Origin of the sequence: Shewanella sp. c952 (assembly GCF_019654975.1) — a bacterium.
Lineage (GTDB): Bacteria > Pseudomonadota > Gammaproteobacteria > Enterobacterales > Shewanellaceae > Shewanella.
Map to the genome: position 1 here is coordinate 18,858 of NZ_BPEW01000028.1, position 24,766 is coordinate 43,623.

The window sequence follows — 24,766 nt, forward strand, 5'->3', positions numbered from 1 at the left end:
TTAACTTTTCGGTGCTAGTTATCAAACTGACGTTAATTCAAGCAAGTAAAGCACTCTAATGCTGAAGTTAAGACAATCACGCTAACACGGTGCTATGATGAATCCACTTAATAGAAGTTGATAGCCACTATTTTATGCCTTCGAAAAAACAAAACACCCTCTTCTGGCACGATTATGAGACAGTAAACCTAAGTCACTAAATAAAAACAAATTAAACCCCAAAAAAAACCACGTAATGCACGCTGCGATGCACAGTTGTAATTATCCTCATCAAAAAGCAGCAGTTAGAGGGCTCACAATTTTAGCTTTCAAAACATAATTGAGTAGTTCAAGCTATTAAGTACGATTGATGTAAAACTCAAAAAATCTTAGCTATAAGGATGTTTCAGTGGTTCTAATAGGGATGCTGGCTAACGCAGCTTTACAGATTTGGTATATATTTCCCGTAATTCTATTAACCTTTGTAGTTCGCACGCCGTGGTTTAAAGGCGTGTTAGGTGAATTCAGCGTAAATTTGATATTAAAGAAATTACCGCAAAACGAATATCATTTAATCAAAAATGTTACTTTGCCAACGGATGATGGAACAACTCAAATTGATCACATAATAGTATCTAAGTATGGAGTTTTCGTTGTTGAAACAAAAAACATGAAAGGATGGATTTTTGGTTCTTCAAATCAGAAGCAATGGACGCAGAAAATCTATAAATACTCAACCAGATTCCAAAATCCAATCCATCAAAACTATAAGCACCTAAAAACACTAGAAGAACTGCTCAACATTAACATCACCTCTCTTTTCTCTGTTGTTGTATTCATCGGTGATAGTACATTTAAAACAAGTATGCCTGCGAACGTAACCTATGCTAGTGGCTGCTTACCATATATACGTTCTTGTTCTATTGAACGATTAAGTCTAAAGCAAGTTAAAGAAATCATCTCGAAAATAGAATCTGGTCGTTTAGAACGTGGCTTTAGTACAAACCAAGCTCACCGCTCTCATGTGAAAGAAATCATTAAGCAAAAAACTGATGGAAAGCGTTGCATTAAGTGTGGCTCTGTAATGATGTTACGAGAAGCTAAAAAGGGACAACACACAGGTTCTAAATTTTGGGGCTGTTCAAGTTACCCAAAATGTCGAACAGTAGAAAAATTCACGTAGTAATCGACACTATATATCTCATTTCCATACAAAGTATGAACGTTTACTATTGATAATATTCAATTAAACCATCAGAGTAATTAATGTTACTAAATTAAAAAATAAACTGAGGTGCGACTTCGCGTGAGGTCGATTTTTCTAGTTAGGAAACATGTTTTTCCTACGCAGTATTATATGAGCTATCAACTGTAACAGCTCACTGAAAATGGTGACTTAGATGATGTGGATATGGATTTTAATTACAATTATTTTTGCTTATTTGGTTTACTACTTCTTATCGGGAGATATTAGAAAGGCGTCCAAAATTATTGCCTACAGTCTAAACATTAAGCTTCCGATTGTTATTGAGTTTATTGGCGCAATAAGGAAAGATTCAAGTCCAGCGCTAGGAAAAGCCACAAGGCAGCGCTATTACTGTTCTTCCGTAATCCGAGCTCACGGTAATATAGAAGAGCTTAGCAGCTTAGTTAAAGTATTCTATATCTATCAATTATTGAAGAATCCACACGTTCAAAATGTCCAATGGTGGGCTAGTCGCATGAAAGATTCTGGGTTTGACGTAGAAATCTCTGCTACAGAACGACAAACTTTTGAAATATTTTTTGAAGTGGAGCACTCTGGTTTCAAAGAGTTTGCAGCTAAGTATAATGAAATGCTCATATAAAAAGCTAACTTTAGCAAATGAGTACCATGTATAAGAGCCTAGTTAATCTCGATCATATCAGCATATAGGTAAACAACCAGCTCCTGCTAAGTAGGACCCAAAATTACAAGGAAGTTTTGATGTATATCATTGAGCTGTTTTCAGAAAAAGAAGACCAAGTTAGGCTGATTTCCTTCTTGCTATCCGCTTTACTTGCGATCGCAGTTCTTCTGATAAACCAATATATAAATACGAAGAGAAACAAACGAGATTTGCTGCTAACAAAAATTGAAGAGTTATATAAGACTTCTATCGCATATACACATACTTGTACCCAAATTCTCGATGATGTTCAGCATCAAAAAGTTGATTATCCAACAGTGAACAAAGAGCATCAACGAGAAATACAAAATATCCTTCGTAAAATGGAAATGTTATGCGGCTTATATTTCCCTGATTCAGGTTATGATACGAATGATTATCGCTTATGGAACATGCAGGTACTCGAATATCTTGAAAAAGGAAAACATACAGAAGAAAGCGAACTTTATTGTATGTGGGAAGATGCAAGGCAGCATATAGTTAACGCTGATGCTAAATTAGCAGTAATTTGTTCCAATTTAATGAAGTCACATGGGTATAAAGCATAACAAGGCTATAGTGCTTCAATTTCAAGTGTAATTGCCCTAACCACCCAGAATAGCCTCTATCCAAAAATGAGTTTGAAGTTATCAAACTCATATGTAATTTTTTGTATTAACAAAGAGTCAATTTAGCCTGGTTCTAAGCTGCGCTATTTGACGGTCTAGAGTTGATACTTCACTATCAGCCTGCTGTGAAATCGCACTCATTTCTTGCGCTAAACTCTGCTGCCAGGTTGCTCCAGCGAGATTGTTATTAGCATAACGTCCGCGATCTCGTAACTCTCGCATTCGCTGGTCTCGGTTTACTAACACCTTCTCTCGTCTACTCTCGAGCTTATTGATTTCACGTTCAATTTGCCGATTACGAATGTAGCTACTGATCTCTGATTTTTTAGCTGCTGTCGCAGATTCTGAGGTGGTACTTAAAGTAGGCAGCGTATTCTCATTAGCTACAACGCTTCCGACATTGCTTAAATCTATGGGTTTACTCGATTCATCACAAGGATCTGCTTGATAAACACCATCCCCACAACGATATACCTCACTCATTACTGGTGCTGTAAATAAAAATACTGAAATAATAATTAATGCTCTCATAAAATCCTCCATGACTTTAATTATAGTTTACACCTCTATTTCAGAGTGAGGCAAGTCAGCTGCGATACCCAAAACTCGGCCATCTTGCACGTAAACCTTAGTACCAGGCGAGCCGCTGCCAATAGCAGTGAACGATAAACCTGAGTCACTGCGTAGCTTAGTCGTTCCATTACCGTTATCAGCTTCCACCGTCATAATCATACGGGGTAATGACAGCGCTTGTTTTAATTGCTTAAACATAAATGCTTTACTCCAAATGCCTAATTAAATTCACGCTTTGGCTAATATCTAAACCACTGCTTTGATCCATACTGGCGCTAATACTCACGCTATCACAAGTCGCTTTGAATACTTCGCCCTCATACGTAACACCAATCAACATACCCTTTTTGAGTGGCGGTAAGTCGGCCATGATTGGCAATGACACGCTGATCAACTCTTTGTTACCACTGGCCGCAATAGCATTGGTACCCGCCAGCCGCGCAGCTTGGTTATCTACAATCAGCTGACCACTTATATCGGCGGTAGGAATATCCCCAGCGGTACCTGCTCGTTTGACTTTAGCACTCACGCCTTGCTGCTCACCGCGAACCCACGCCACATTACATAATGGGTTAATTTGTTTTTTGCGGTTAAAGCTTAAAATCACTGAGTCATGAATATTCACATCAGCAATAGCGCTATCCATCAACCACGGCGATGTTGGCCAGTGCGGAACAATGGTTAACTTACTGGCAAACTCATCAGGGATCACCATGCAGCCGATTTGGGCAGCAGCATCATTAACGACATCAATTGGCGATTTACCCATAGTCGAGAATGCGCCAGCCGGTATAGTAAAGTCGGTGACTCCATCTAGCTCAATCGTCCAACCTGAGTTAGTCAACAGATCACCCAATATGCCAGCAAATGAACGGGCATTATCGTTAGTGTAACTAATCAATGACCGCCACGGCGTAGCGAGTAAAGCTGAGCGACTGCGGCCAGCACTGCTACAACTGGAAACACCAAAACTGGCGCTACTTGCTGGCTGCTCTGCTAAAGCAAAAAACTGATAACCGTTAATATCAATCAGTAGCAATTCATTCTCAGCGCGGCTAGCGTCAATCGCGCTACTAAACTGCAGGCTAACTGATTGGGTAAACTGGCTGCGACTATCACTAATACTCACGCTATCGAGTACAATTGCTATGGAGTCGCTAACTCGGGTACAGGTAAGGGTTGGCTGCATTAAGTACGCTCGTCTAATCTGAGGTTCAATAGGGACTTTAAAGTCAAGGTTTGGTAACGGTGGGCTGGCATCAATTAAACCACCGCCATCATCAAAGTAACAATGCTTAGGCGAGGCTTTAAAGCGTATTTTATATGGCTGATAGTATTCAGCTTGGCTACTCACTTTTATCAAGCTATGGCTTTCAGTGCCTTGCACCTGATAAATATCGATATCGGCGACTAGGGCGATTGTAGATAAAGCAAACCCTGTGCGATTAGAGTTAAAGCTAAAATCAACATTTGCACCATTTGGGGCCATGTAGCCGGTATCGACAAAACTAAAATCAATCAAGTTGATACCCCCCTAATCGCATAAACGGTTCTGTAAAGGTTAACGAAATCGCACCAACTACAGGCGGCACATAACGAGTAGAACAGATCCAACTTGGTAGATGCTCGCCCCACTTAGCATCGTTCGCATTACTGACCAAGTTATAGCTATCAAATCCCACAATAGTATTTTGATGCAAATAAAAACCACCAAGCAACGATAGGTGCTGCTCGGCATCGATACTCGCTGCAGTTGACAGTGATATAACTAAAAGCGTATCAGTAGCCGCTAAGTTAAATGTTGTTTGGCTCACTTGTACTTCAAACTCACTGACTGCTTGCCAGCCAACGTCACACGCGCTTTCTGTACCAGTATGACTCTCAGTTAAACTGCTTACCTGCTGCTCTAACAACTCACCAGTCGCCCATCGAGCATTTAACGCTAATATCAATGTTAGGTTTCTAACCCCTGTAACACTCGCGATAACATCAAGGCTTGTAGATGAATCCATTAGCGCAATACTCGCCTCTACCGATTGCGCTGGTGCGACATGCAAACCGATATCGATACCAATGCCCCCATCACGAATAGGCGGCAATCGAATTATCTCACCGTTAAATTCAAGTTTGATTGGCGAACGCGCTGTGGGGTAGACCTGACTAAAGCGAGCAACATGCGGCCGATAGTGCTGCACATCTGCCGATATTAATACTTGGGCTGTAACGGCTGCAGTTTGCTCTTGGCCAATCTCAACTAAACACTGAAAAGGGACGTTAAGATTGAGTGATAAGCTGCGGTCAGTATTGAATGAAAAGTCAACTTTACCACCACTGGGGACGAGATAATCAGCATTATCAAACGAGAAATTAATCAACGCCAAAAACCCGATCAAAAACTAATGCGTTTAATTGACTGACACTATCATCCAAACACACGACATAGTGAGCTTCATCGGTAACAATAATTTCATAGACACCCGTTATCGCATCAGAGATCGCACTGCCAACCATTCTTCCCGTATCCCTCAAATATGCTCTAACTGCAGTGCTCGCAGGTTGGCCATCTGCTCCTACTATTTTCCCTCGTATGTAACGAAGTGCCGATGAAGTGAATTTGTAAGTCGTCCCTTGCTCTAGAGATAGTCCCATCGCGCCCTCAGCATCCAGTGTTGATGCTGAGTTAGCTTGGGAGTCACAGAGAAAGAGTTGAAATTTAGCGGCAGCTGTATTCGTTGCCCTTGCAACGGCCTCTATTTGCCCTTGACTAATTTTTAGTGCTAATTCAGTTTTGTTGGAGCTGCTGTTATAGTTTGTCCAACTTACCCGCAATATTGCAGTATTATCATTTTTCTGCCACTTACACTCAAAAGCTTTTGCATCGATGCTTGGCGCTTTGCAGCTAATCACTACGGATGGACTTACCCCTCTAGAACCAAAGTCCCTTGAAACAGTCGCTTGCCCCTCTACAGCAGCACTAAGCGCTCTTGTGACTTTTGTCATTGAGCCTGTTGGTGTTTCCAAGAAAAAACCAATGGAACCCTCTGTTGACTGACTGATGAAAGTACAATCGCCATCTAAAGCCACAGGAAAACCTAAATCAATTTCGGTGACGCCATCGTCCCCTTGAATCATTCCAGGTAAATCAGTATTTGGTAAATTTAATTCATCACGCCATTGCAAATACGCCGCTTCGGGGCTGTCATAATCATTGGTAATTTGATTTAAATTAGGCCACATTATTCTGTTTTTCTTAACGTCCATAATAGCCATTAGATCACCACCCTCGTTGAACCCGCTTTTAAGATGAAAAGACCATCAGTGCTAAATTCAACCGAAGTAAACGCTTGTGCCAACAAAAAGGTATCGCCACTCCAGTACCCAACAAAACTAACTGCGTCACCGCTTTTCATTTGAAAATTAACATCGCTCACTAATACTCTCTCGCCGTTATCTGCACCGCTAATATCACAGCTTTGTCGAGCATAATCAGCACTCAACAGTTCATTATCTCGACCCGTTTCACCTGGTGATGCTACGTGCAAGCTCACGCGGGTAATAGTGAGCGCATCAAGCATGAGGTTTTTAGCATTGATATTAATAATTGGCGTCATGGTTTCTCCTATGGCTGCGCGGTATCAGCGGTATTTTGGTCAACTAACTCAAGCTTTACACCATCGAGTACAGAGGCATTAAACTCTCTATCACCGTCAACAATCCCTATAATGAGTTCATTAGATTGTGTGTAACGAAAAGGAAGTATCAACTTAATCAAGCCTTGTGATGGCCTAACAACATGGGCTAACCGTTCGCCACTCTGCCTATCAAGCGCAAATAACATCTCTGCTTGGGCGTCCATTTCAACGGTTAATAAACCTGCGAGTACAGGCTTGTTAACCGCTCGTCTATTAGTCAGCTTCATGACCACTCTCTAAGGTTGATAAATAACGAACTACCACCTGTGCCATAAGGGTTGCCAACAACAAAATAGTCATCGTTCCCGATATTCTTAATACATGGCCATGGTGATTTTTCAAATGCCGGTGTACTCGATTGAATAAGCCCAGGCATGGTGCCTTTAATGAAAGGTTGGATATCACTTCTTGAATAAGGCGTACCCTCAGAATCTAAATATTGCGTACTTGTGACTGTAAACTGAGCTCTGACAACCACTTCACTGAAATTTGCGCTGGCTGGCAATTCCCCCTCAAAGCCTTGCGCATTTGATGGCACATCAAAATATGTCTCTAGCCTGTAATTCAATGCGCCTGTATCGCCGTTTGAGGCGTACATTTTTCCAATATTCAGTGTCATGTTAATGTTCAGCGCAGATAGATTGTCCTGCCAAGCATAACTGTCGTTGCTGCTATTGTTAGACTCACTCACCACACAATAAAGGGCTGTATCACCTGCAATACTGCCCTGTATTTCACCAATAAATGCACAGCTATTTTGTATCTGATAATGGTTAACCCATGAAACTTCCTGCGGCATCAAAAAAAGGTAAAAACCTCGGCTCGTGCCAATTATCACCCACTTAGTCACCGAGTTATTACGTAAAGTTTTAAAAGCATGATAGATACCAGGCATTATCATGGTGTCGATATCCGTCATAGATTTGCAGGTTTGCATTCTCACAATGCGCTCACTACCGTCAAGTTGGTCTTTAGACCAAAACTTGGCATAAATGCCGTTCCCCTCAACAGGCGAGTTTTTAAATACCTTGGCAAAAATGTCGTCATCTGAATATTCAAGCGTCCAACCAAGCGATGATTTGTTGCCGTAACCATCAACTAAGCATTTTTGCAGCACATCGAGGCATTGACTGACTGAGCCGGTAGTTATTTGCGGTGCGCCCTCATCATCCCAACGATAAACGGTTACGGGTAATCCCATAATTAATATCCTTAATTTGTTAGTTGTTACGATTCATTACCACGGAACGACAGTACCGCTTTATCGGTGGTGATTTGGCTATGGCCTGCTTGCACCGTTCGCAGTGCCATAACAGGCTTTGCTGAGGCGATAGTTTCAAAACGTATCGCTTCGCCTGCATTCCAACCGCCGCCAAATGCTGCCGCTCGAATGATAAAGAACGGGCTGTTTGTGAGCGGGTTAATGGGGGCAAAGTCGTTTAAAGTGTCGCCTGTACCGATTTGGCCAAGGCGTTTTCCCACACAGCGAAAAGCCGTGGCGGAAGTAAATATCAATACCCAATCTTCATTCACTGCGGTGTCATTGGTTAGCTCTATGGGGTTATCAACGGTGTTTAAGTTGCCAGTTGCGGCGGTGCCATCTACCGCCCAATTATTAATCCACGCTGTCATATCACGCACCTTGCCAACTCGCGCATGCAAGTCACCTAAAATCTGCACACTGGCTACGGTTGAATTGATTGGGTACTCTTGAGTTAGCTCGCTTGATAACACTAACTCAGTGTCATTAACCACCGACACTAGCGCTAACTCGCCAATGGTATCGCTGAGCACAAATGGCGCAGTAAAGCCGCTAAAGTCACTGTTTAAAGTCACGGTGCCTGCAGCTTTGTCTAGCGTGAAATGCTCATCCGTTGCCGTCCACAAACTTGCGCCATTAGCATCGGTAAAGTCAGCAAAACGCGCCCCTGCGCGAATGTTCTTAATTTGCCCCGCTGCAGGTGTTGGAACAGGTTGATATTGAGTGTGCTGCAGTGCCACCGTTCCCCATTGCCTAAAAATATCAACAAGCCCCTCATTCGGAATGCGCAGCGGGTTTAGGCCATAGATTTCGGCAGGTGGTAACTGCCTAAATTGCTCGGTAATGTCATAGCGCAGCGAGGTAAGGTTAACGGCATTGGTAAAGGTCAACTCAACTAAGCCATTAGTAATGGTGCCGCTCACGCCTGATCCCGTCACCACACCACTGCTATCGGCGCTAGCACTGACAATGGCGTTATCAGATACCCGTTCTACTTGCAGGTAAAAACTACTGAGTTTTGGCTGTGTAGCCACAAGTAAAAATGAAACACTTGAGTCACCGGCTGCGACCACGGAGCTTGATTCAACAAGCCCAGTATAATTAAGCGTGAACGTGCCACGGCTAACATTGTGCTTAGTGATATCACCCGTTAGATAATCAATGGTGGCCAACAGCTCAACACCATCATAGAGCTTGCCCGTGGTTTCACCTGGTCGCTCATAAACCTCTTGGCTTGGGTAGTTATTATCATCAAACACCACCGCGCCCTTAATGGTCCCCACTGTTAACTGCTTGTCACTTGGGAATGATTCACTACTTTGGTATATGGCGTAACGATAAGAGGACTTATAGCGTAGCGTGACATTAGCGGATTGATCTGTTCGCGCCCATGACGCAAGTGTAACCGTGGTATTGCCTGTGCCGATAGAGATTGATTGCACCGCGCTTTCGGTTAAAAACAACGCCGTTGGTTGCATTGAAATGGCGATGAGACCATCAGAATCTTGCAATATATCCGGCGTAGTAAAGGTGTAACTATAAGTTCCCTCTACATTTGGCTGAGTCAGTGTTTTGTCAAACACTTGACTAACCGCTTGATCGCCATCTTCGCTGCCTGCAGTAATGGTATTACCGGGCTTTGGTACTTCGGTTATTATTGCGGGTAGCAAAGAGGCTGTAGTTTGACTAACAGGCACATTTTTAGCTGAGGCTGCAGCGGTGAGTTTAGCCACACCATGAAAAATTAACGGGCTAACAGAGTTAACGTGACGTAACTTAGTACAATTACTTTCACCGTTAATGCTGTGATTTGGCTCGGGTGTAGCAAAAGGAATAGCCGGCTCAAACTTAACCGTTCCGGAGAAACCGACACTGCTTGATGTTGCAGATACCACCTTACAAAAATGTGTTTTTCGCGGCCACTCGCTGACTTCATTGCCATCATACTCAACACTTATCGCAATCACAGCACCAGGACTTAAGTTCACTGTTTTCCAATATTCACGCCCGTTATACATGCTGCTTGATTGCAGGTAATCGGCTGAAAATGAATTTTGATTGAGTAAAAAGCCCGGTGCGCCACTGCGGATCAATTGTCCCTTTGTCACACCTGATTCGATGATCTCTTTCATATCGCTCATGCGGTCGGCATCGGTGAGTGAATCAGATTCAACCAGCATAAGCGACACTAACGGATCACTCGGTGGCTCACTAATGAAAATATGACCATCTAGCAAGGTGCTAGTATTGCTGGTATCTAGCGCTGGGTAGCACTTAGCAATGTCGATAGACGATTGCGCGTGGTCAATATCAGAAATCGCGCTAAACAGCTCATTAAGCTTGCCTGATTCAATCGCATTTTTAGTACGCAAACCGCCAGCTTCATCACTTGAACCGAGTAGCTCAGGCTTAAATATTTTCAAATCATTGCGGGTAATTGTCATAGTTTGCTCACACTGTTAAAAACTTTAAAACCACATTTGTAATCAGATCATCGCCATCGACTCGATCAAATAAATCATCACCGCTTATCGCTGAACCATTGGTGTTATCCCAAATAACTTGCAAAGACTCTGTATCACTAAGCTGAAGAGTAAATTCAGTTAACGTTCTGTAATTGTGTATTTGAAGTGCAGTGAAATCATCACGGTCAAGATCACTGTTTTTAGTGCCAATCAATATCGGTAAGCCTGATGGAATAACGATTTGGTTCACAAACAGAGCACCGTTACTCGCTCGCTTTGAATTCGCTAACACTTTCTTTTGGCTATTTCGATTGAGCCAAAGAAGCTGCTGCAGCTTTGGTTTTATGGTATCGATAATTTGCATGAAAACCTCTTAGGCGCCGAGCCTATCTTGTCGATCTATTTCAGCTAGCAATTCATTTAAAACATGATTCTTTAACTGCGTATCAAACTTCTTACTACCGACCTGCAGCACAAGCAGTGCTGAATGACTTGCAGCTTGAACTGACGAGTCGAAAGCAAGAGTTGGGGAATTATTTGATGAGGATTTATTGTCCGATTGACTGCGCTTGGGCTGTTGAACATTCTGCTCTGCAGCTATCTTTTGCTCACTGGATTTATTAGCGTTTTCTTGAGCTTTAAACTCGTCCATCTTCAATTGATGTACTCTGTTTAAGATCTTCTCTGACTCTAACAAGTCCGCAATCACACTATCATCGCCACTTTGCTGAGCCTTTTTCAACTGTTCTTGAAGCTCTAAAAGCTGACGCTGGTATTCGCGTTGCTCTATGGCTTTATCATTACCCTGCAAACCATCAAGCTCATCTTTCAGCGAGGAAAGCGTATCTTGTGCACTGCTTCGTAACTCATCCATTTTATTGATGGCGCTATCGATAGCAGAGGTAAGGCGCCCCATGTCTTGGTCATTCACAAGCTCTAACGATTTAGCTGCTCTTTCAGCTTTGCGAACCAAGTCGAGATTTGCACCGCCTGTGGCTTCTAAAGCCTCAACAAGCTTTAACAGCTCAATACGTTGGCCGTGATACGCTGCTTCAGTTTTTTTTCCTGCTATTTCAGCTTCCCGAGCAAACGTGCTTATACCGGTGAAATCGATTGATTTAGCGAGTACATTTTCAAGATCTCGAACTTCATTGGTAAGCCTGCCATATTGTTGAATCGCCTTATCTAATTCACTTGAGCTATCAACCAAATTGTTTTGGTGATAAAGCATGTTTTTAAAGTAGACCGTTGCGCCCTCACTCAGCTTGGCAACACTATCGGTAACACCTTTCAGGTATGCAGTGAAAAACTCTGCAACTCCTGCCAATGAATAACCAGCTTGTTGAGCGCTCTTTTTTACAAGACCAACGGTATTCTCGATTGTTGTGCCATATTCAACTGCAACACCCGCTGATTTCTGAATCCCCTGCTGAGTTTGATCGAGGTTTTGCTGCGTTTGAGAATCAAAATCAGCTTGGCTTTCTTTCAACCTTTGATACTGTTCAATGACTTTAGCAAGATCATCGGTCAAACCAAGAGCGGCAGCCTGCTGACGAATACTCGCATCAACTTGAGTATCACTGGCAGCTGCAGCCTCAACTGCGGCCTCTGCATATTTTAAGAAAGCTTGATTTAGCTCATAAGTAGAGGCTATACCGTCTTTTGCCCCCTGCTCTACCTGCTTAAATGTTTTGAGCGCTGCGGCTTCTTGTTGCTTCAAGGTTGCAATAGTTTCAATGCCAGCTTTTGTCATTGCCAATTGCAGTTCTTTAGCGCTTGCAGCTTGCTTATCTTGTGCGCTAGCGACAGTTGCAGAAGATTCAACCTGCTTACTTGCTGATTTTTTTGCCTCTGAACTTATCTTGCTATAAGCCTTGGTCGCGGCTTGCTCAACTTCACCAGTGATCTGCAACCAAGCAGCACGAACATCTTTGCCATCTTGCTCAACTTGCGACACATACGCATCACCAATAGCATTTAGGGCTGCAGCGGCATCACGTGCGCTAGAGGCAAGCTGATCTGCACCAACGAACTCATAGAGCTTAGTAAACCCCTCCATCATCTTAGCGAGTTGCAAGGTAACAGAAGCTGCGAGTGCTGATACGCCAGCACTTAAGCCATTCCAAAATAGGCGAATACCGCCTGAGATTACATTTAGCCCGCTAGTAAATGCAGTGATATTTTCCAGCGTTGTTTTTAGGCTCTCCCCCCCATCGCGCACTATAGTGGTAAAGAAGTTACTAATATCCTGAGCAGCGGCTTTTATCTTGCCATCTTGATTAAGCTGGTCGAATGTAGCGTTTAGGTCCTTTAGAAAATCGACGGCTACCTGGTAAACACCAGAATCGGCAATAATGCGCTTAAACTCTTCAAATTTATTCGAGATAAGGTTAATTTGACCGCTAAGTCTATCGAGGCTTTTCGACGCTTGGCCGTTTGCCTGTTTACCCATTTCATCAAACAGTGCTTTTATTGTCTCTCGCCCTAACTCACCACTAGCACTTAACTTTTGCAGCTGTGTAACATTTTTACCGGTGACCTTTTCAAGCAAGTCCCATACTGGAACCCCACGCTCAACCAACTGTAGGATCTCCTCCCCCTGCAGCTTTTGCTTAGCCCATGCTTGGCCAACGGCAAGAATAATGCCCTCAAGCTTTTCTTGGCTACCGCCTAGTCGCGAATTGTAATCTACCATCGACTGCAATGAGCCGTTCATTGGATCAATGCCAAAAGTCTTTAACGCTGAAAAAGCACTTTGCACACTTTCAAGCTTGGTTCCGGTATTGTTAGCAAAATCCTTGATCCAAGCCGTTGCTTGCTCACCTGCAGCAATTGAGCCCATCACCGCTGTCATTTGCACAGAAAATGACTGTGCATCATCACCCGCACTCAAAATATCTTTTAAGCTTTCCCATAGCCTATCAACGCCAATATACGCCCCAGCCATAGCAAGTAGGCTTTGAGTTACTCCGCTTATTGATCCGCTAAAGTCTTTGGCTGATTTTTTCGATTCTGCTAATAACTTGTCATGGCGAGCAAGTTGTTTATTGACACCAGATAGCGCCGTTTCAGCTGCCGTTTGTTGCTGCTTTAATTCTTTGCTGGCATCGGCCAGCTTATTCATAGAATAGCCAGCCCTAGTGAGCTTGCTGGTTTGCTGCTCAAGTTCCGTTTTGCTCTTGCCAAGCGTAGAGGCAAGCCTGTTTAACTCACTACGGGCATTTTTTACCTTTAAGGTGTAATCAGCTTTCTTACGGGCGGCATCATCAGAGGCTACGCCCATCTCAAGCAATTCACGCCGTTGTTTGTCGAGGGCAGTCGATAACTCTTTAGCACTTTGTTCAGTGTGTGATTGTGCGAGTTCTAGTTGTTTTAAGTCTGCACTGGCTTTACTTAATGCTGCAGCTTGCTCTTTACTGGCCTGGCTACTTTTCTTCTGCTCGTTAGATAATTTATCAACATTCTCTTTAGCTGAAAGTAATTGTTGCTCATACTCTGCAAGCTGAGCTTTCGCTTGCTTGTATTCTTGCTCGGTTTTATCTGTTTGTATTGATGCCGACTTATGCGCAGCATCGAGCTGCTTAACCGCTGCAATGGCCTGCTTTTGTTCTTTGACTAACTTGTCGAGCGCTACGCTATTATCACTATAAGCTGACTCGCCTTTACTGATTGAGCGAGTTAAATCATCAATAGCGTTAATTGAGCCCTGCAGATCTTTAATGTCTTGCAGACGTTCATTGAGGGTTTCACTTTGCGCAGCTAATCCTGCTAGCGCCTTTTCTGACTTTTTTGCCTCAGATGAAAAAAGGTCTTTACCCTTAATGATCAGGTTAATGACTTGATCTTTAAAACTCATCTAACACACTCCAACACATCGGAAAAAGACTTAAAAAAAACCGTTACTACAAAAGCAGTAACGGCTAGTTTGGCAACCTAATGCTATTAATTAGCGATTAAGCAGCGGTACGAACAAAGAACTTGGACTTACCCGTAGCAACAACAGACGGATCCGCAAGCACACCGCCCTCGATGTCGAACGAACCAAAATCATCACCAATCAGATCAAGCCCCGATGTTGGGCTTGGCTTCCACTTGTAAAACTTAAGCACCCAAGGCTTACCAGTAGCATCGTTAACACCATCAATCACCACCTTAAGCTCTTTGCCTGATTCAACCAGCGCTTGCAGGGCATTACCTGCCTTTGAGGTGTAGCTCACTTTTAACGCTTGAGCTGCTGTAATGCTGCCGGAACTTAATGGACGAATACCGCCGGCGCTAACCACATAATCAACATCCACATCAAAAGTTGTTGTACCGTCATCACTTTTAACCACTGGCGCTACGGTTAAATCAATCATTTTGCTGGTATCACACAAGCCATCAAGCACAGCAACAATCGACTCATCGGTAATCGCCTCGGCAGTAATCACATCAACTTTACCGCGCAGCGCCAGTGCCATATTGTCATTGTTAAAATCGTTCAATGTCATCGACAATTTAACCGACTTAACTTTGGTAATTTCGGCTGCATTACCACCACCGCCACGGTTATTAGGTAAAGACTTAGTTTCTTGTTCAATATCAATTTTAACGCCAGAGGCATTACCGACATCGCGCCCACCGGCATACACGATACCAGAGCCGATATAGCTCTCAGTGACTGTTTCACTCATAGTTGTTCTCCAAATTCCACGGTTTGCGTTATTGAAAGTGTGATTACCGCCAAGCCGTGTTTTTCATGGGCTTCGGGCATAATATATTTACAGGGTTCGCTCTCTTGAAAGCTGACAAGCGCTACCTCTTTAAGCCAATCAGGTTTAGTGGTATCGCGCTGCTCTTTATAAAAAGTGCTTCTGATTTGTCGTACCAGGTTAATTAAATCTGAGGTAGGGGTTTCGGTGCGAGTAAGCGTAACCCCAGCAACGATTTGCAAGGCTAAATCGTCACGGTACTTGTCACGACCGTTAGTTGAGCTAAAAGCATCAGTGTATGGCTGCAAGAAGATAAAACAGGCCTCCTTTGCACTGCCTTGGGCGTAAAACCCCTCACGTACAGTCGCGCCGTCAACCATTTTTAAACGGTCTAGAATTTTGTTGATCATGCAATGTTCTCGATTTGAGTGAGTTGCTGCAGCTATCTGGCTTGCTTGCCATACGCTTTGCGCAAATGCGTAATAATCGGTGCTTCCAGATCTTCACGCATATAAGCGAAGCTATGACCCACTGATGGACCATACAAAGCTTTAACCCCTTGAGCTTTGGCTTCTTTGAAAGTGCGCCAACTGGTATCACCTTGGCGACGCGAATACATTACCTGGTTACCGTTTTTACCAATAAAGGTAAATGCCCCTTTAAACCAAGTAGGTTGATTGCGAATGGTACTTACAACATGACCGCTAGCTACTCGCTGTGAGCGTTTGCCGACTCTAAATTTTGGAGTTGAAAAACGGGTTAATGAACTTGGCCGGTAACGCGCACTTATATTCGCCGTAAGCGTTCTCGGGTTAATACTTAAGCTAAAATGTTGCTCCACATAGGACTTAGACTTAAAGCCATATTTAGCGTAAATTTCATCAATCGCGAGCTGCTTGGCAAATTTAGCCGTATCATTAACCGCCTTGGCAATAGCAGGGGCTTGTGCCTTACGAATACGTGTCAGCTCCCGAGTTACAGCGTCAAATCCTGTCGTACTTAGCTGCATGCCTTCCCTCTTTCCCAGCATTAAATATGATGAGTGCTAAAACTCGACGTAAATAAAGCTCACAGTCATTTCATCTACATCATGCAACTGCGTTAAACGGTACTGCTTGCCATTTAATTCAAATCGGTCATCACAATTAACTAAGCCATCGGCTTTCAGAAACTCAGCCATGTGTGATGGTTCAGGAATATATTCAACACTGATATCAAGGGTTGCTTTATGCAGGTTGACCCCACGTTCAAACGGATCGACTCCCGAGGCGCTAATAAACTGGCAAGGTTCTGCCAGCTTATTAAAGGCGCGCCCGAGCTTACGAGCGAACCTTTCTTTAGTGTCGTGAGTTGCCACCTTAGGCATTCACTTTTATCCAAATGGTAGTCGATGGATTACCCGCTGCAGCCCATGCTTTACCCGCTAAGGTGTTACCCGATGCCGTAGAGGTGATATTGCCATCAGGCTTTAAATACACTTGCGAGCCTTGGCCGATATCATCTGCCTCAACTTTAGGCAGTTCAAACACACCGGTCGCCACAAAGGTTCCCTCAGTGTTAGCCGCTACATCACCCAGCGCTACAGCAACCAGCTTGCCAATGAGTGCTGTTGCACCACTAGCAACATCTGTCGTGGGGGTATGGTCAATGGTGTTGCCATCACAAATTTGATTTTTCATTGCAAGATCCCTAAATCAATATTGAAAATTAGATAATAAAAAGCCGCTCAAGCTGCATGACACAACCAGAGCGGCTTTAGTAAAAACGTAGTTACGCAGGCTTACCCGTGGATTTAGCCAAACCACGGTGATCAAGCGGTGCAACACCAGCATCAATGCGTACCTTAGTCGCGACACCATCGATACTGAAACCATCTTGCTGTTCAATATAAGGCGTGTCTATACCGTCAAGATAAGCCACTTCAATCGTGTCTCGGCCTTGACCGGCTGCAAGGTAAAACTCTTCTTTGCTCGCTTGGCCGAGACGCGCCTCAGAAATCACTTCGGCAAAATCTTGAATTGGATTAGCAATCCCAGAGTTCACATCAGCACCTTTAACCGAGCTAGATTTTATGATCTGGGTAATAGAACGCTTAAGGTTTGGCGGCACAAGCGCGAACTCAGGCATAATATTGAGTGCTCGTGGGTTCTTACCGCCTGTTGTTTGGCTCTCAATCAATTCGGCCAATGCCCCCAACGATTCAACACTTGGTAAACCTGCTCCTAAGTTGCCGTGGCTTGCATGGAACAGCGCCTTACCATCATTCATATTTGGATTCTTAGTCAGAATCGCATACACCAAATCCGCAATAGTCGCTTTAGCTGCAGCGCCCATTTTCATCGGAATAGAGGTCAGCATATCCATGTCATCGTTAATGATGCATTGGCGAGTAATAGAGAAAATTTCACCATAAGTTGCTAGCGCAATATCGGTTCCATGATCACCTAAGCTGACGTACTTATACTCGGCACCAGGACGCACTTCTCGCAAGCTGCCAAATTCATCAAGCCCAACTCGCTTAGACACTTTAAAGTCACTGAGCTGACCTTTCTTAGTCCAGCGTTCAAAAGTTTCTGTCGCCGTTTCCCAGCCGGCAAGCACAGACTTATTAGCCACATCAAGTAAGATGTTACCGAAATCAGATGAATCATGAGTAAAGGCTAAGCCCACCATTTGCATCTGGTTCAGCCCCGCAATGCCAATGCCGCGATCGATAAGTGAAGCGCGAGCCAACTCTTTAAGGTTATAACTGGAATAACCGTTATCCGCTTGGCGCTCAGCATGCCCTGCTTTTGCCATCAAGTGTGCACTCATTGAGTCACCAACAATATTACCGTTGCTCACATGAATGATGGCGCTTTGCGGCTGCGCTCCAGCGGGCTCAGTGCTTTGGCCTAATGATGCTAGTATTTTATCTTTAGCCGATTCAGCGTTAACGTTTGGATCAGCGATACAGCTATTTTTCAGATCCCCCAGTTGGGGGAATGCATTAAAAGCAGCATTAATGCCATCAATACGTTCTTTATTCAGGGTTGCAGCTGCTGCGACAATATCAGCCTGTGACGGCACGTTAAGCGCTGCAGGTGCCGAGGCTGGCGCAGGCGCAGCAGGTTGATTAGCTTCCGCTGGCATGTTGCCTTGCGGTGCAAATAGTGCTTGGAGTGCTTTAGGCATATCAGTAAATTCCTTTAACCTTTTTAAATCGGATGATGCAGCCATCTGCATCGGTTCAACTACTTCATCAGCAAGACCAAGCGCCAACGCTTCATCAGCTATTAACCAAGTATCTTGTGCAAAGAACTCAGTTAATTGCTCATCACTAAGCTTGCCATTGGACTTGTCTTGATAAGCCTTACCCATACTCGAGCGCCACTTATCTAGAAGATCTGCGTACTCACGTAAATCTTCTGCGGTACCGACCGCGCCGCCCCAATTACTGTGGATCATCAAAAACGCATTAGATGGCATAATTACCTGGTCAAAAGCCATGCAAATGACACTCGCCATTGAAGCAGCAACAGATTCGATGTAAATCGTTTTTTGACACGGCCATCGGGCTAAAATGTTATAGATAGCCATGCCATCCATCACGTCACCACCACCCGATTGAATGTAGGCTTTTAGGTGAGTCACCTTACCCATAGCTTTTAAATCAGCGGCAATTTGTTTAGCGGTAAAATCCCAGCCAACATCACCATATAAAATAAGCTCAGCCACACCATTAGCAGCGGCTTTCATGCTATAGGTGCCACGGCGTTCGTCACTCGGACTAGCCATTCCTTGCGGCGCGATTAGCGCGGCGCTGACTGCTCGCGCTGTTAGTGCTAGCGTTGTTTTCTTCACTGTTGGATTCTCCATTCGTGGGGTCGTTGTCTGTGACCATTTGATTTTCGCGGTTGTATTCCACCTCGCGTTTACGCTGGCGTTTAACTTCCGCAGGATTTCGGCCACGAGCGCGAGCCCACTCAGCCTCGGTTGCTGCATTACCGGCGATCATCGCTTGCCAACCTTTGGCCTCTTTGTGCGGGTCAATCCATGGCATAGTTGGACCATAGTAAACGCCGTCAAATAGGGTGTTTATGTCAAGGTTTGCAGGCAGTACTAGCGGATCAACTTTGTTGAGCTGCTCCATCTTGAGCCAATTGCGATAAACAGGCCGCGACCATCCCGCACAAAACCATTGCTGCATAATGCGGTTTGACTCATCTTGCTCGACTAACTCTTGGCGCTGACTTGAGTAGCTGCCATCATAGTCGCGTGAGATTGATGAGTAGCTACCACGGGTACCCGCAGCAGCGGCTTTTAATTGGCCGTTACGAAAATCAACTAAATGCACATTAGGACGATTAGATTCTAATGTGTCGATATCCTCACCGGGCGCTAACGTAGTTGTCATGCCTGGGCTGAATTTAATATCTTGGGTTTTGGTATCTGGGTTATATGCATCAGGAGAACCACGCTTGATCACAAAAGCTAACGCGGCTGATATTCTGGCTGCGACTCGCTCTGACTCTTCATAATCTTTAATGTCGCCAAGACGGGTCATGATGCCGTGAAACAAGCTCACACCGCGCAGTTGATGCAAACGTTTAAACAAGCCCAAATGCAGCATTTTACTTTTGGCTATCGGTTTGGTTTTATGACGAAAGCCTAGTTTGTCGGCGGGGTGATCAAGCAATACATGTACGTTAATCACCTGCCCCCAAGCATTAACCTCTAAACCTTGGCGAATACGCTTAGCCACATCGTTAAGTTCAAACGGCACAAAATCCGGCTCTAATGCCTCAATTGAATACGGGGTACCTTGCTCGTTTGGATGAATAAGCTTAGGCACTCGGCCTAAAATATGTTGGCCAAACACTTCACCATCACGTAATGCAGTGCGCAGCGCTAAACGCTCCAATTCGGGGCGTGAATAGCGGCCAGTAACATCGGGCTTTAATGACCAGTTACCAAAACGGCGTTGTAACTCATTGGCTAAGTCGTCAAGAATGTTCCCATCTAGATCACGTGGCTGCGGTTCAACCACGATCCCTTGCGAGCCAACAACTCGCTCCTCCATTCTATCGAGTATGCCAATACTTAAATCGTGGTTTTCATCGAGCCAACGCGCTTGCTCGCGTAGGCTTTTACCCGCGGCAAATACAGCTTGGTTTGCGCCTCGTGTCTCTTTTTTCGCTTTATGAGTTCGGCTTTGGCTTGCAGCCTCATATCCTTTGATGTTCTCGTAGCTCTGCCTTGCGGCTTCCCGCTTTAGCGCCCAGATGGGAGCAACTGAGACGATAGCGTCATTTAACCAACCCATGAATATTCCTTAGCTCAAATGTGATTAAAATTGCGCTTGGCCAAAACCTGCATTTGGCGCAGAGTATCCACGCACTCGGCGCTCCCACTCCAAACGGCCTGCACGAATAGCCTCTAAATCTTCACTGCCCATGGTCTTACCGTTAAGGGTGACGATTTTGCCGTCTAATACGTCCAGTTCTGCGGCAAGATAAGCCTCTACCATTTTCTGTGCTTGAGCTTTGCTCATAACCAACCTCCTGTGCCTGTGTTGCCAAGCCAACTATTTGTTGAGTTGCTGCGTGATTCTGAATGGGGTTTATTGGGCTCGGTTTGAGCCATGTCTTGCTCACTTTCATCGTTGTCATTGGCGGCAACGGGGATTTTAGCTAGCTTTTCTAAATCGATACCAAACCGTTCTTGAGCGATATAGAGCGCAGCCATGGCGTACACTAAGCAATCAAGCGCCTCGTTACGGCGACCTTGTTCATCCCAGCGATAAACAAGGCGACCATTTAAACGCTTTGGGATTTTGCGCTCAGAGGTAAGCTGCTGCAGCTCGGCATCGTCACAAATAGACTCGTTAAGCGGCAGATGAATGGCACCAGGTTTACGAACGTGTTGATCGGGCGCAATGCGCAGCATCGACATAATCAGTTCTTTGGCGTTATCGGTACCCACCTCGGTGAGGTACACCCCTTTACGAGTTTTCTTTCTGGGGAAATTGGCAATAGGCTTGCCGTAAACATTGGCGCCTTTAACGGGGATAACTTTCATCACCCCAAGTTTTTTACTCATTGAATAAACAGTATCAGCATAGTGACCGCCGGAATCCCAAGCGACTATGCCTAAGTCCAAACGAACGCCATCAGCGCGAATATAAGATTTCTGTAATCGCTCCGCGACTTTATCAAGCAGCACTTGATTGGCGGGGTCACCATTGAGAATAAACCTATAGACTAAGCAACACTCTTTACCTGCGCCCCAGCCCCAAACACGCCCTTCATAACGATCATCTTGGGTATCAATACCGGCTGTTAAGTAAACCACCCAATCGGGCAGTTTGTTGTCGGGGTACATTTCGCGGCGGCGGGCTAAATCTTCCCACTCTAAACGCTCGCCATTGTCGTTATCCCAAGGTAAACCCAGCTTGGTATTAACAAAGGTTTGCATCTTCTCGCGATCGCCTTTGGCCTTATAAAACTCAGTGACCAGCTTTGCCCAGCTATTAAGCGAGTTGTAGCCCGACCAAATATGAATCGACACATTGGCGGGAGTGCTAACATCGTTGCCGTCAGCATCATAAAAATCTAAGTAATCGGTGGTACGTATGCAGGTATTTTCACAAATCCAAATAGCGCGGGGATCAAGCTCCATATCATCGAGTTGATTATTCTCGATGCAGCAACCGCAATGCTCACACAAGTAGTAAGCTGTGCTTGGGTCTGGATTGCCGTTGCTATCGCGCAACCACTTAATACCAAAACTATCGTCAACGCCGCCCCAGCGTAGCTCTTGCAGCTCACCGCAGTGTGGACAAGGCAAATTGAATTTAAAAAGGTGTGGGCTTTCACTGCATGCCTTTTCCATTTGGCAAGTGCCAAGCACTTTAGGCGTTGAGCCCCTAATTGATTTAGGGAACATCGACAATTCAACACGAGTGTCACCTAATGAGGTCGCGTTACCCTCATGCTCAATGGATTCATCAAAACCCGCTAATTCATCATAAATAACATCATCGGTTGATATTTCACGGTAATTAGCAGCAGCGGTACCACCGCGCACCATAAAGGTTTTACCGTTAGTAAAAATTTTATCTTCTAGTGTGCTGTCTTTATGTTTACGCCCGAGCCAAGGGGCGAGCTTACGCCAAACGGGAACATCGCGGATCGCCGTTTCAACGTGCTTTTTCATAAAGGTTTTAGCCTGACTATCACGAGGTTGGTAAACCAACACATTTCGCTTTTTATGCTCAACCTTGTAAGCACCGTTGGCCATCAGCATTTTGGTATAACCGACACGCGCTGATTTCATTAAATTCAGCGTACTGATTTGGTCATTACCCATGGCATTTAAGATACCAATTTGAAACGGTAGGCTTTCCCACTTGCCCTCGGTATAAGAGGACTCTGACGACATATAAAAATTTGTGTCTGCGTATTCAGCGCAAGTTAAAATAGGAGGACGATAGAAAGAACGCAAACCCATTGCTACGGCGGCTTTCAGATTTTTAATCTGCGCTGCCGATATATTCATCTAGTAAATCCTCAATGGTTTCTGCTAACTCTGAGACAGTATTTTGACTTTTGATCACCTCGGTTTTCATCGCCTCGATAAGCTTGTCTGAAATATCAGGAAACTTACGTTTCATGCGGATATGGATCTGATCTAAAACAGGGGCAACTTGCGCAGCAATACGATTCAGCACAAAGATATTAAAACCAACATCAACCACTTCTTTACGGTCTTTTTCGTTTTTTAGCTCTTGGCCATCGGCCTGCCCTTTAGTCAGTCGCCAACGCTCATAATCAATATTGGGCTTGTCGGGTTCATTATCTTCTAGCTGATGCTTTCCACGCTCATTACCGACACGGTTTGCCACCACATCGCTCATGGTATAAAGACATTCGCGGCCCTTTTTACTGTGTATAGGCACTGCCCACTTATCGAATGCTTGGGTACTAATGCCAAGGCTGCGACAAAGGTCTGTTTTATTGAGTAATAGCGGCTCAGTCTTTTGCGCTTTAATTTGAGCCATACAACACCTATATATCGGTTATTTTGTCTAACTTGGCTTGAACCAATTCTTTTTGCAGATCTTTCAACTCAGTATCCCGACGATTTTTCTTTGCTTGATAAACCCAGTTGATCACAAAGGTTAATGCCGCAAACAGTATGCCTATCCATAGGGCTAGTTCATTCACTGAAACGGCTCCTCCTGCAGCGGTAGTGAACGAGGCACTATAGGCCGCTGTTGAAACCGCTTTTTGTGTAGTTGGATCACTAATCATTGTTTCGACTCCCGCCATTGGCGCAGCCTTACCCAATCCGCCTCGCACTTGGCTATGACGTTTAGCAGTAACAAGCTGTATTCAAGATGCAATTGGTTAGAAAGTGGGTTTGAGGTTTCGCTCAATGGGGGCGGTAAGCACTGGCTGATCATTTCGCTTGGCGCTAATACATATTGGGTCTGAGTAGTGATCAGGGTGCGCACAAGTGGCGGCTTGCTTGAGCAAGCGCACAGCATCAGCAGGCATAACACTATTAGCCCATGCTTGAACGGTTTCATCTGGTGATCCCCTAATTTCATTTAGCAACTTGCTCTGATGGCGAAAGGCGCTCTCAATTACCGCCTTTGCTTTAGCATTTTGCTGATTTAGTTTTGAAACTTGTTGAGCTTCAATTATCAAACTCAGCTTTTCAGCTTCTACCTTTGCAACTTCAGCAGATACAGCATCAAGATCGCTACGCAATACCGCCTTGGCTAATGCCAGCGTTTCAATCTCATGTGTTTTTATCGCAACTTCTGCTCGACTGAATTTAAGCGCAGCGCCTAACCCAACCAATGCCAGAATAAGAAAACCAATCAAATACAAGTGGAACGAACCACCACTAGAAATGAGTCTTTGCCACATCAATTAACTCCTTTAAGCACACTCTACGTTCAGCCTCTCGGCGCTTGATTAATCCTGGTAACTTTTTGCCCTTGGCATATACCCAGCGGCTCAACTCATTACAAGCCCCATGCCGATCAGCCGCTAATAGCTTTTTACGCAAGGTTGATGTTTTAAAAGCCTGTGCACCGACGTTATAGATAAAACTCAAATATGCGGCGTGTTCGCTCTTGGTCAATACGACAGGGTGCGTTAAGCGCAGCAGCTGCCGATCAAACCTCGATAAATCGGAGGCCAGCATTTCTAAGCATTGTTGTTCAGTAAAAAACTGTCTTGGTTTTAATTCTGTTCCCGTGTGGCCATAACAAGCAGTAAGCACACCAACGGGATCAATATAGGTTTCAAGAACGCGTCCCTCATGAGGAATGACCAGAGTTGCACCACCAAAGGCAACTGCAGCAGCCAAACCAAAGCCAGCTAACTTTTGAGATAGATTCATCAAACCACCAATTAACAGGCAAAAAAATGGCTCCGATTAAGGAGCCATAAAAGGCGATAGAAGGTAGCCCCTACAAACAAGGTGTTACTAAGCGTATATAAATCTAACCGTTTTAAAGGGAGTTAAAAAGGCACTATTCGACCGAAAAGCGGTAACAATCGACCGATTTAGGT

The 24,766-nt window shown here is 44.5% G+C and carries 27 protein-coding genes; 3 read left to right on the top strand and 24 right to left on the bottom strand.

The window, feature by feature from the left end; translation table 11 throughout:
• Positions 1–388: 388 nt before the first annotated feature.
• From K5R16_RS16520 to K5R16_RS16530, 3 genes are all read left to right on the top strand, one after another.
• Positions 389–1,162 carry a nuclease-related domain-containing protein gene (locus tag K5R16_RS16520; protein WP_259649910.1) on the top strand — a complete coding sequence of 258 codons (774 nt, stop codon included), beginning with the start codon at positions 389–391 and terminating at the stop codon, positions 1,160–1,162.
• Between the two features lie 217 nt (positions 1,163–1,379).
• Positions 1,380–1,826, top strand: a complete 447-nt coding sequence (locus tag K5R16_RS16525; protein WP_220738686.1) for a DUF1198 family protein — start codon at positions 1,380–1,382, stop codon at positions 1,824–1,826.
• 119 nt (positions 1,827–1,945) lie between these two features.
• Positions 1,946–2,455: a hypothetical protein gene (locus tag K5R16_RS16530; protein ID WP_220738688.1), complete on the top strand. Its 510-nt coding sequence runs from the start codon at positions 1,946–1,948 to the stop codon at positions 2,453–2,455.
• A 117-nt stretch (positions 2,456–2,572) separates the two neighbouring features.
• On the opposite strand, the gene K5R16_RS16535 is transcribed toward K5R16_RS16530, so the two are convergent.
• The 24 genes from K5R16_RS16535 to K5R16_RS16650 all read right to left on the bottom strand — a co-directional run bounded on the left by K5R16_RS16535 (position 2,573) and on the right by K5R16_RS16650 (position 24,593).
• Positions 2,573–3,046: a hypothetical protein gene (locus K5R16_RS16535; protein WP_308440836.1), complete on the bottom strand. Its 474-nt coding sequence runs from the start codon at positions 3,044–3,046 to the stop codon at positions 2,573–2,575.
• A gap of 27 nt (positions 3,047–3,073) precedes the next feature.
• A complete protein-coding gene (locus K5R16_RS16540) occupies positions 3,074–3,286 on the bottom strand; it encodes a hypothetical protein (RefSeq protein ID WP_220738692.1) in 213 nt (70 codons plus the stop codon).
• A gap of 7 nt (positions 3,287–3,293) precedes the next feature.
• A complete protein-coding gene (locus tag K5R16_RS16545) occupies positions 3,294–4,610 on the bottom strand; it encodes a hypothetical protein (protein WP_220738694.1) in 1,317 nt (438 codons plus the stop codon).
• A complete protein-coding gene (locus K5R16_RS16550) occupies positions 4,603–5,469 on the bottom strand; it encodes a hypothetical protein (RefSeq protein ID WP_220738696.1) in 867 nt (288 codons plus the stop codon). Before K5R16_RS16550 ends, K5R16_RS16545 begins: the two co-directional genes overlap by 8 nt.
• The gene (locus tag K5R16_RS16555) at positions 5,456–6,358 is read right to left on the bottom strand and encodes a hypothetical protein (RefSeq protein WP_220738698.1); all 903 of its coding nucleotides are present in this window, start codon (positions 6,356–6,358) and stop codon (positions 5,456–5,458) included. Before K5R16_RS16555 ends, K5R16_RS16550 begins: the two co-directional genes overlap by 14 nt.
• Entirely contained in the window at positions 6,358–6,699 is a 342-nt protein-coding gene (locus K5R16_RS16560; RefSeq protein WP_220738700.1) for a hypothetical protein, read from the bottom strand. Before K5R16_RS16560 ends, K5R16_RS16555 begins: the two co-directional genes overlap by 1 nt.
• A gap of 8 nt (positions 6,700–6,707) precedes the next feature.
• A complete protein-coding gene (locus K5R16_RS16565; protein WP_220738702.1) occupies positions 6,708–7,007 on the bottom strand; it encodes a hypothetical protein in 300 nt (99 codons plus the stop codon).
• Positions 7,004–7,981 carry a hypothetical protein gene (locus K5R16_RS16570; RefSeq protein WP_220738704.1) on the bottom strand — a complete coding sequence of 326 codons (978 nt, stop codon included), beginning with the start codon at positions 7,979–7,981 and terminating at the stop codon, positions 7,004–7,006. The genes K5R16_RS16565 and K5R16_RS16570 overlap by 4 nt, the downstream gene beginning before the upstream one ends.
• A 26-nt stretch (positions 7,982–8,007) precedes the next feature.
• Positions 8,008–10,485 carry a hypothetical protein gene (locus K5R16_RS16575; RefSeq protein WP_220738706.1) on the bottom strand — a complete coding sequence of 826 codons (2,478 nt, stop codon included), beginning with the start codon at positions 10,483–10,485 and terminating at the stop codon, positions 8,008–8,010.
• Between the two features lie 7 nt (positions 10,486–10,492).
• Complete coding sequence (locus K5R16_RS16580; RefSeq protein WP_220738707.1) at positions 10,493–10,870, bottom strand: hypothetical protein; 378 nt, start codon at positions 10,868–10,870, stop codon at positions 10,493–10,495.
• Between the two features lie 9 nt (positions 10,871–10,879).
• A complete protein-coding gene (locus K5R16_RS16585; protein WP_220738709.1) occupies positions 10,880–14,362 on the bottom strand; it encodes a tape measure protein in 3,483 nt (1,160 codons plus the stop codon).
• A 97-nt stretch (positions 14,363–14,459) separates the two neighbouring features.
• Entirely contained in the window at positions 14,460–15,179 is a 720-nt protein-coding gene (locus tag K5R16_RS16590; RefSeq protein ID WP_220738711.1) for a hypothetical protein, read from the bottom strand.
• Entirely contained in the window at positions 15,176–15,607 is a 432-nt protein-coding gene (locus K5R16_RS16595; protein ID WP_220738713.1) for a hypothetical protein, read from the bottom strand. Before K5R16_RS16595 ends, K5R16_RS16590 begins: the two co-directional genes overlap by 4 nt.
• 32 nt (positions 15,608–15,639) lie before the next feature.
• Complete coding sequence (locus K5R16_RS16600; RefSeq protein WP_220738715.1) at positions 15,640–16,206, bottom strand: phage tail protein; 567 nt, start codon at positions 16,204–16,206, stop codon at positions 15,640–15,642.
• Between the two features lie 36 nt (positions 16,207–16,242).
• Positions 16,243–16,563: a hypothetical protein gene (locus tag K5R16_RS16605; protein WP_220738717.1), complete on the bottom strand. Its 321-nt coding sequence runs from the start codon at positions 16,561–16,563 to the stop codon at positions 16,243–16,245.
• Positions 16,556–16,876: a DUF2190 family protein gene (locus tag K5R16_RS16610; RefSeq protein ID WP_220738719.1), complete on the bottom strand. Its 321-nt coding sequence runs from the start codon at positions 16,874–16,876 to the stop codon at positions 16,556–16,558. Before K5R16_RS16610 ends, K5R16_RS16605 begins: the two co-directional genes overlap by 8 nt.
• A 91-nt stretch (positions 16,877–16,967) precedes the next feature.
• A complete protein-coding gene (locus K5R16_RS16615; protein ID WP_259649911.1) occupies positions 16,968–19,040 on the bottom strand; it encodes a ClpP-like prohead protease/major capsid protein fusion protein in 2,073 nt (690 codons plus the stop codon).
• A complete protein-coding gene (locus tag K5R16_RS16620; RefSeq protein WP_220738721.1) occupies positions 18,967–20,502 on the bottom strand; it encodes a phage portal protein in 1,536 nt (511 codons plus the stop codon). The genes K5R16_RS16615 and K5R16_RS16620 overlap by 74 nt, the downstream gene beginning before the upstream one ends.
• A gap of 24 nt (positions 20,503–20,526) precedes the next feature.
• Complete coding sequence (locus K5R16_RS16625) at positions 20,527–20,730, bottom strand: hypothetical protein (RefSeq protein WP_220738723.1); 204 nt, start codon at positions 20,728–20,730, stop codon at positions 20,527–20,529.
• Entirely contained in the window at positions 20,727–22,736 is a 2,010-nt protein-coding gene (locus tag K5R16_RS16630) for a phage terminase large subunit family protein (RefSeq protein WP_220738725.1), read from the bottom strand. Before K5R16_RS16630 ends, K5R16_RS16625 begins: the two co-directional genes overlap by 4 nt.
• A complete protein-coding gene (locus K5R16_RS16635) occupies positions 22,711–23,238 on the bottom strand; it encodes a terminase small subunit (RefSeq protein ID WP_220738727.1) in 528 nt (175 codons plus the stop codon). The genes K5R16_RS16630 and K5R16_RS16635 overlap by 26 nt, the downstream gene beginning before the upstream one ends.
• A gap of 7 nt (positions 23,239–23,245) precedes the next feature.
• Positions 23,246–23,509, bottom strand: a complete 264-nt coding sequence (locus K5R16_RS16640) for an HP1 family phage holin (protein WP_220738729.1) — start codon at positions 23,507–23,509, stop codon at positions 23,246–23,248.
• Positions 23,510–23,587: 78 nt separating this feature from the next.
• A complete protein-coding gene (locus K5R16_RS16645) occupies positions 23,588–24,115 on the bottom strand; it encodes a hypothetical protein (protein ID WP_220738731.1) in 528 nt (175 codons plus the stop codon).
• Positions 24,093–24,593 carry a lysozyme gene (locus K5R16_RS16650; RefSeq protein WP_220738733.1) on the bottom strand — a complete coding sequence of 167 codons (501 nt, stop codon included), beginning with the start codon at positions 24,591–24,593 and terminating at the stop codon, positions 24,093–24,095. Before K5R16_RS16650 ends, K5R16_RS16645 begins: the two co-directional genes overlap by 23 nt.
• Positions 24,594–24,766: the final 173 nt, after the last annotated feature.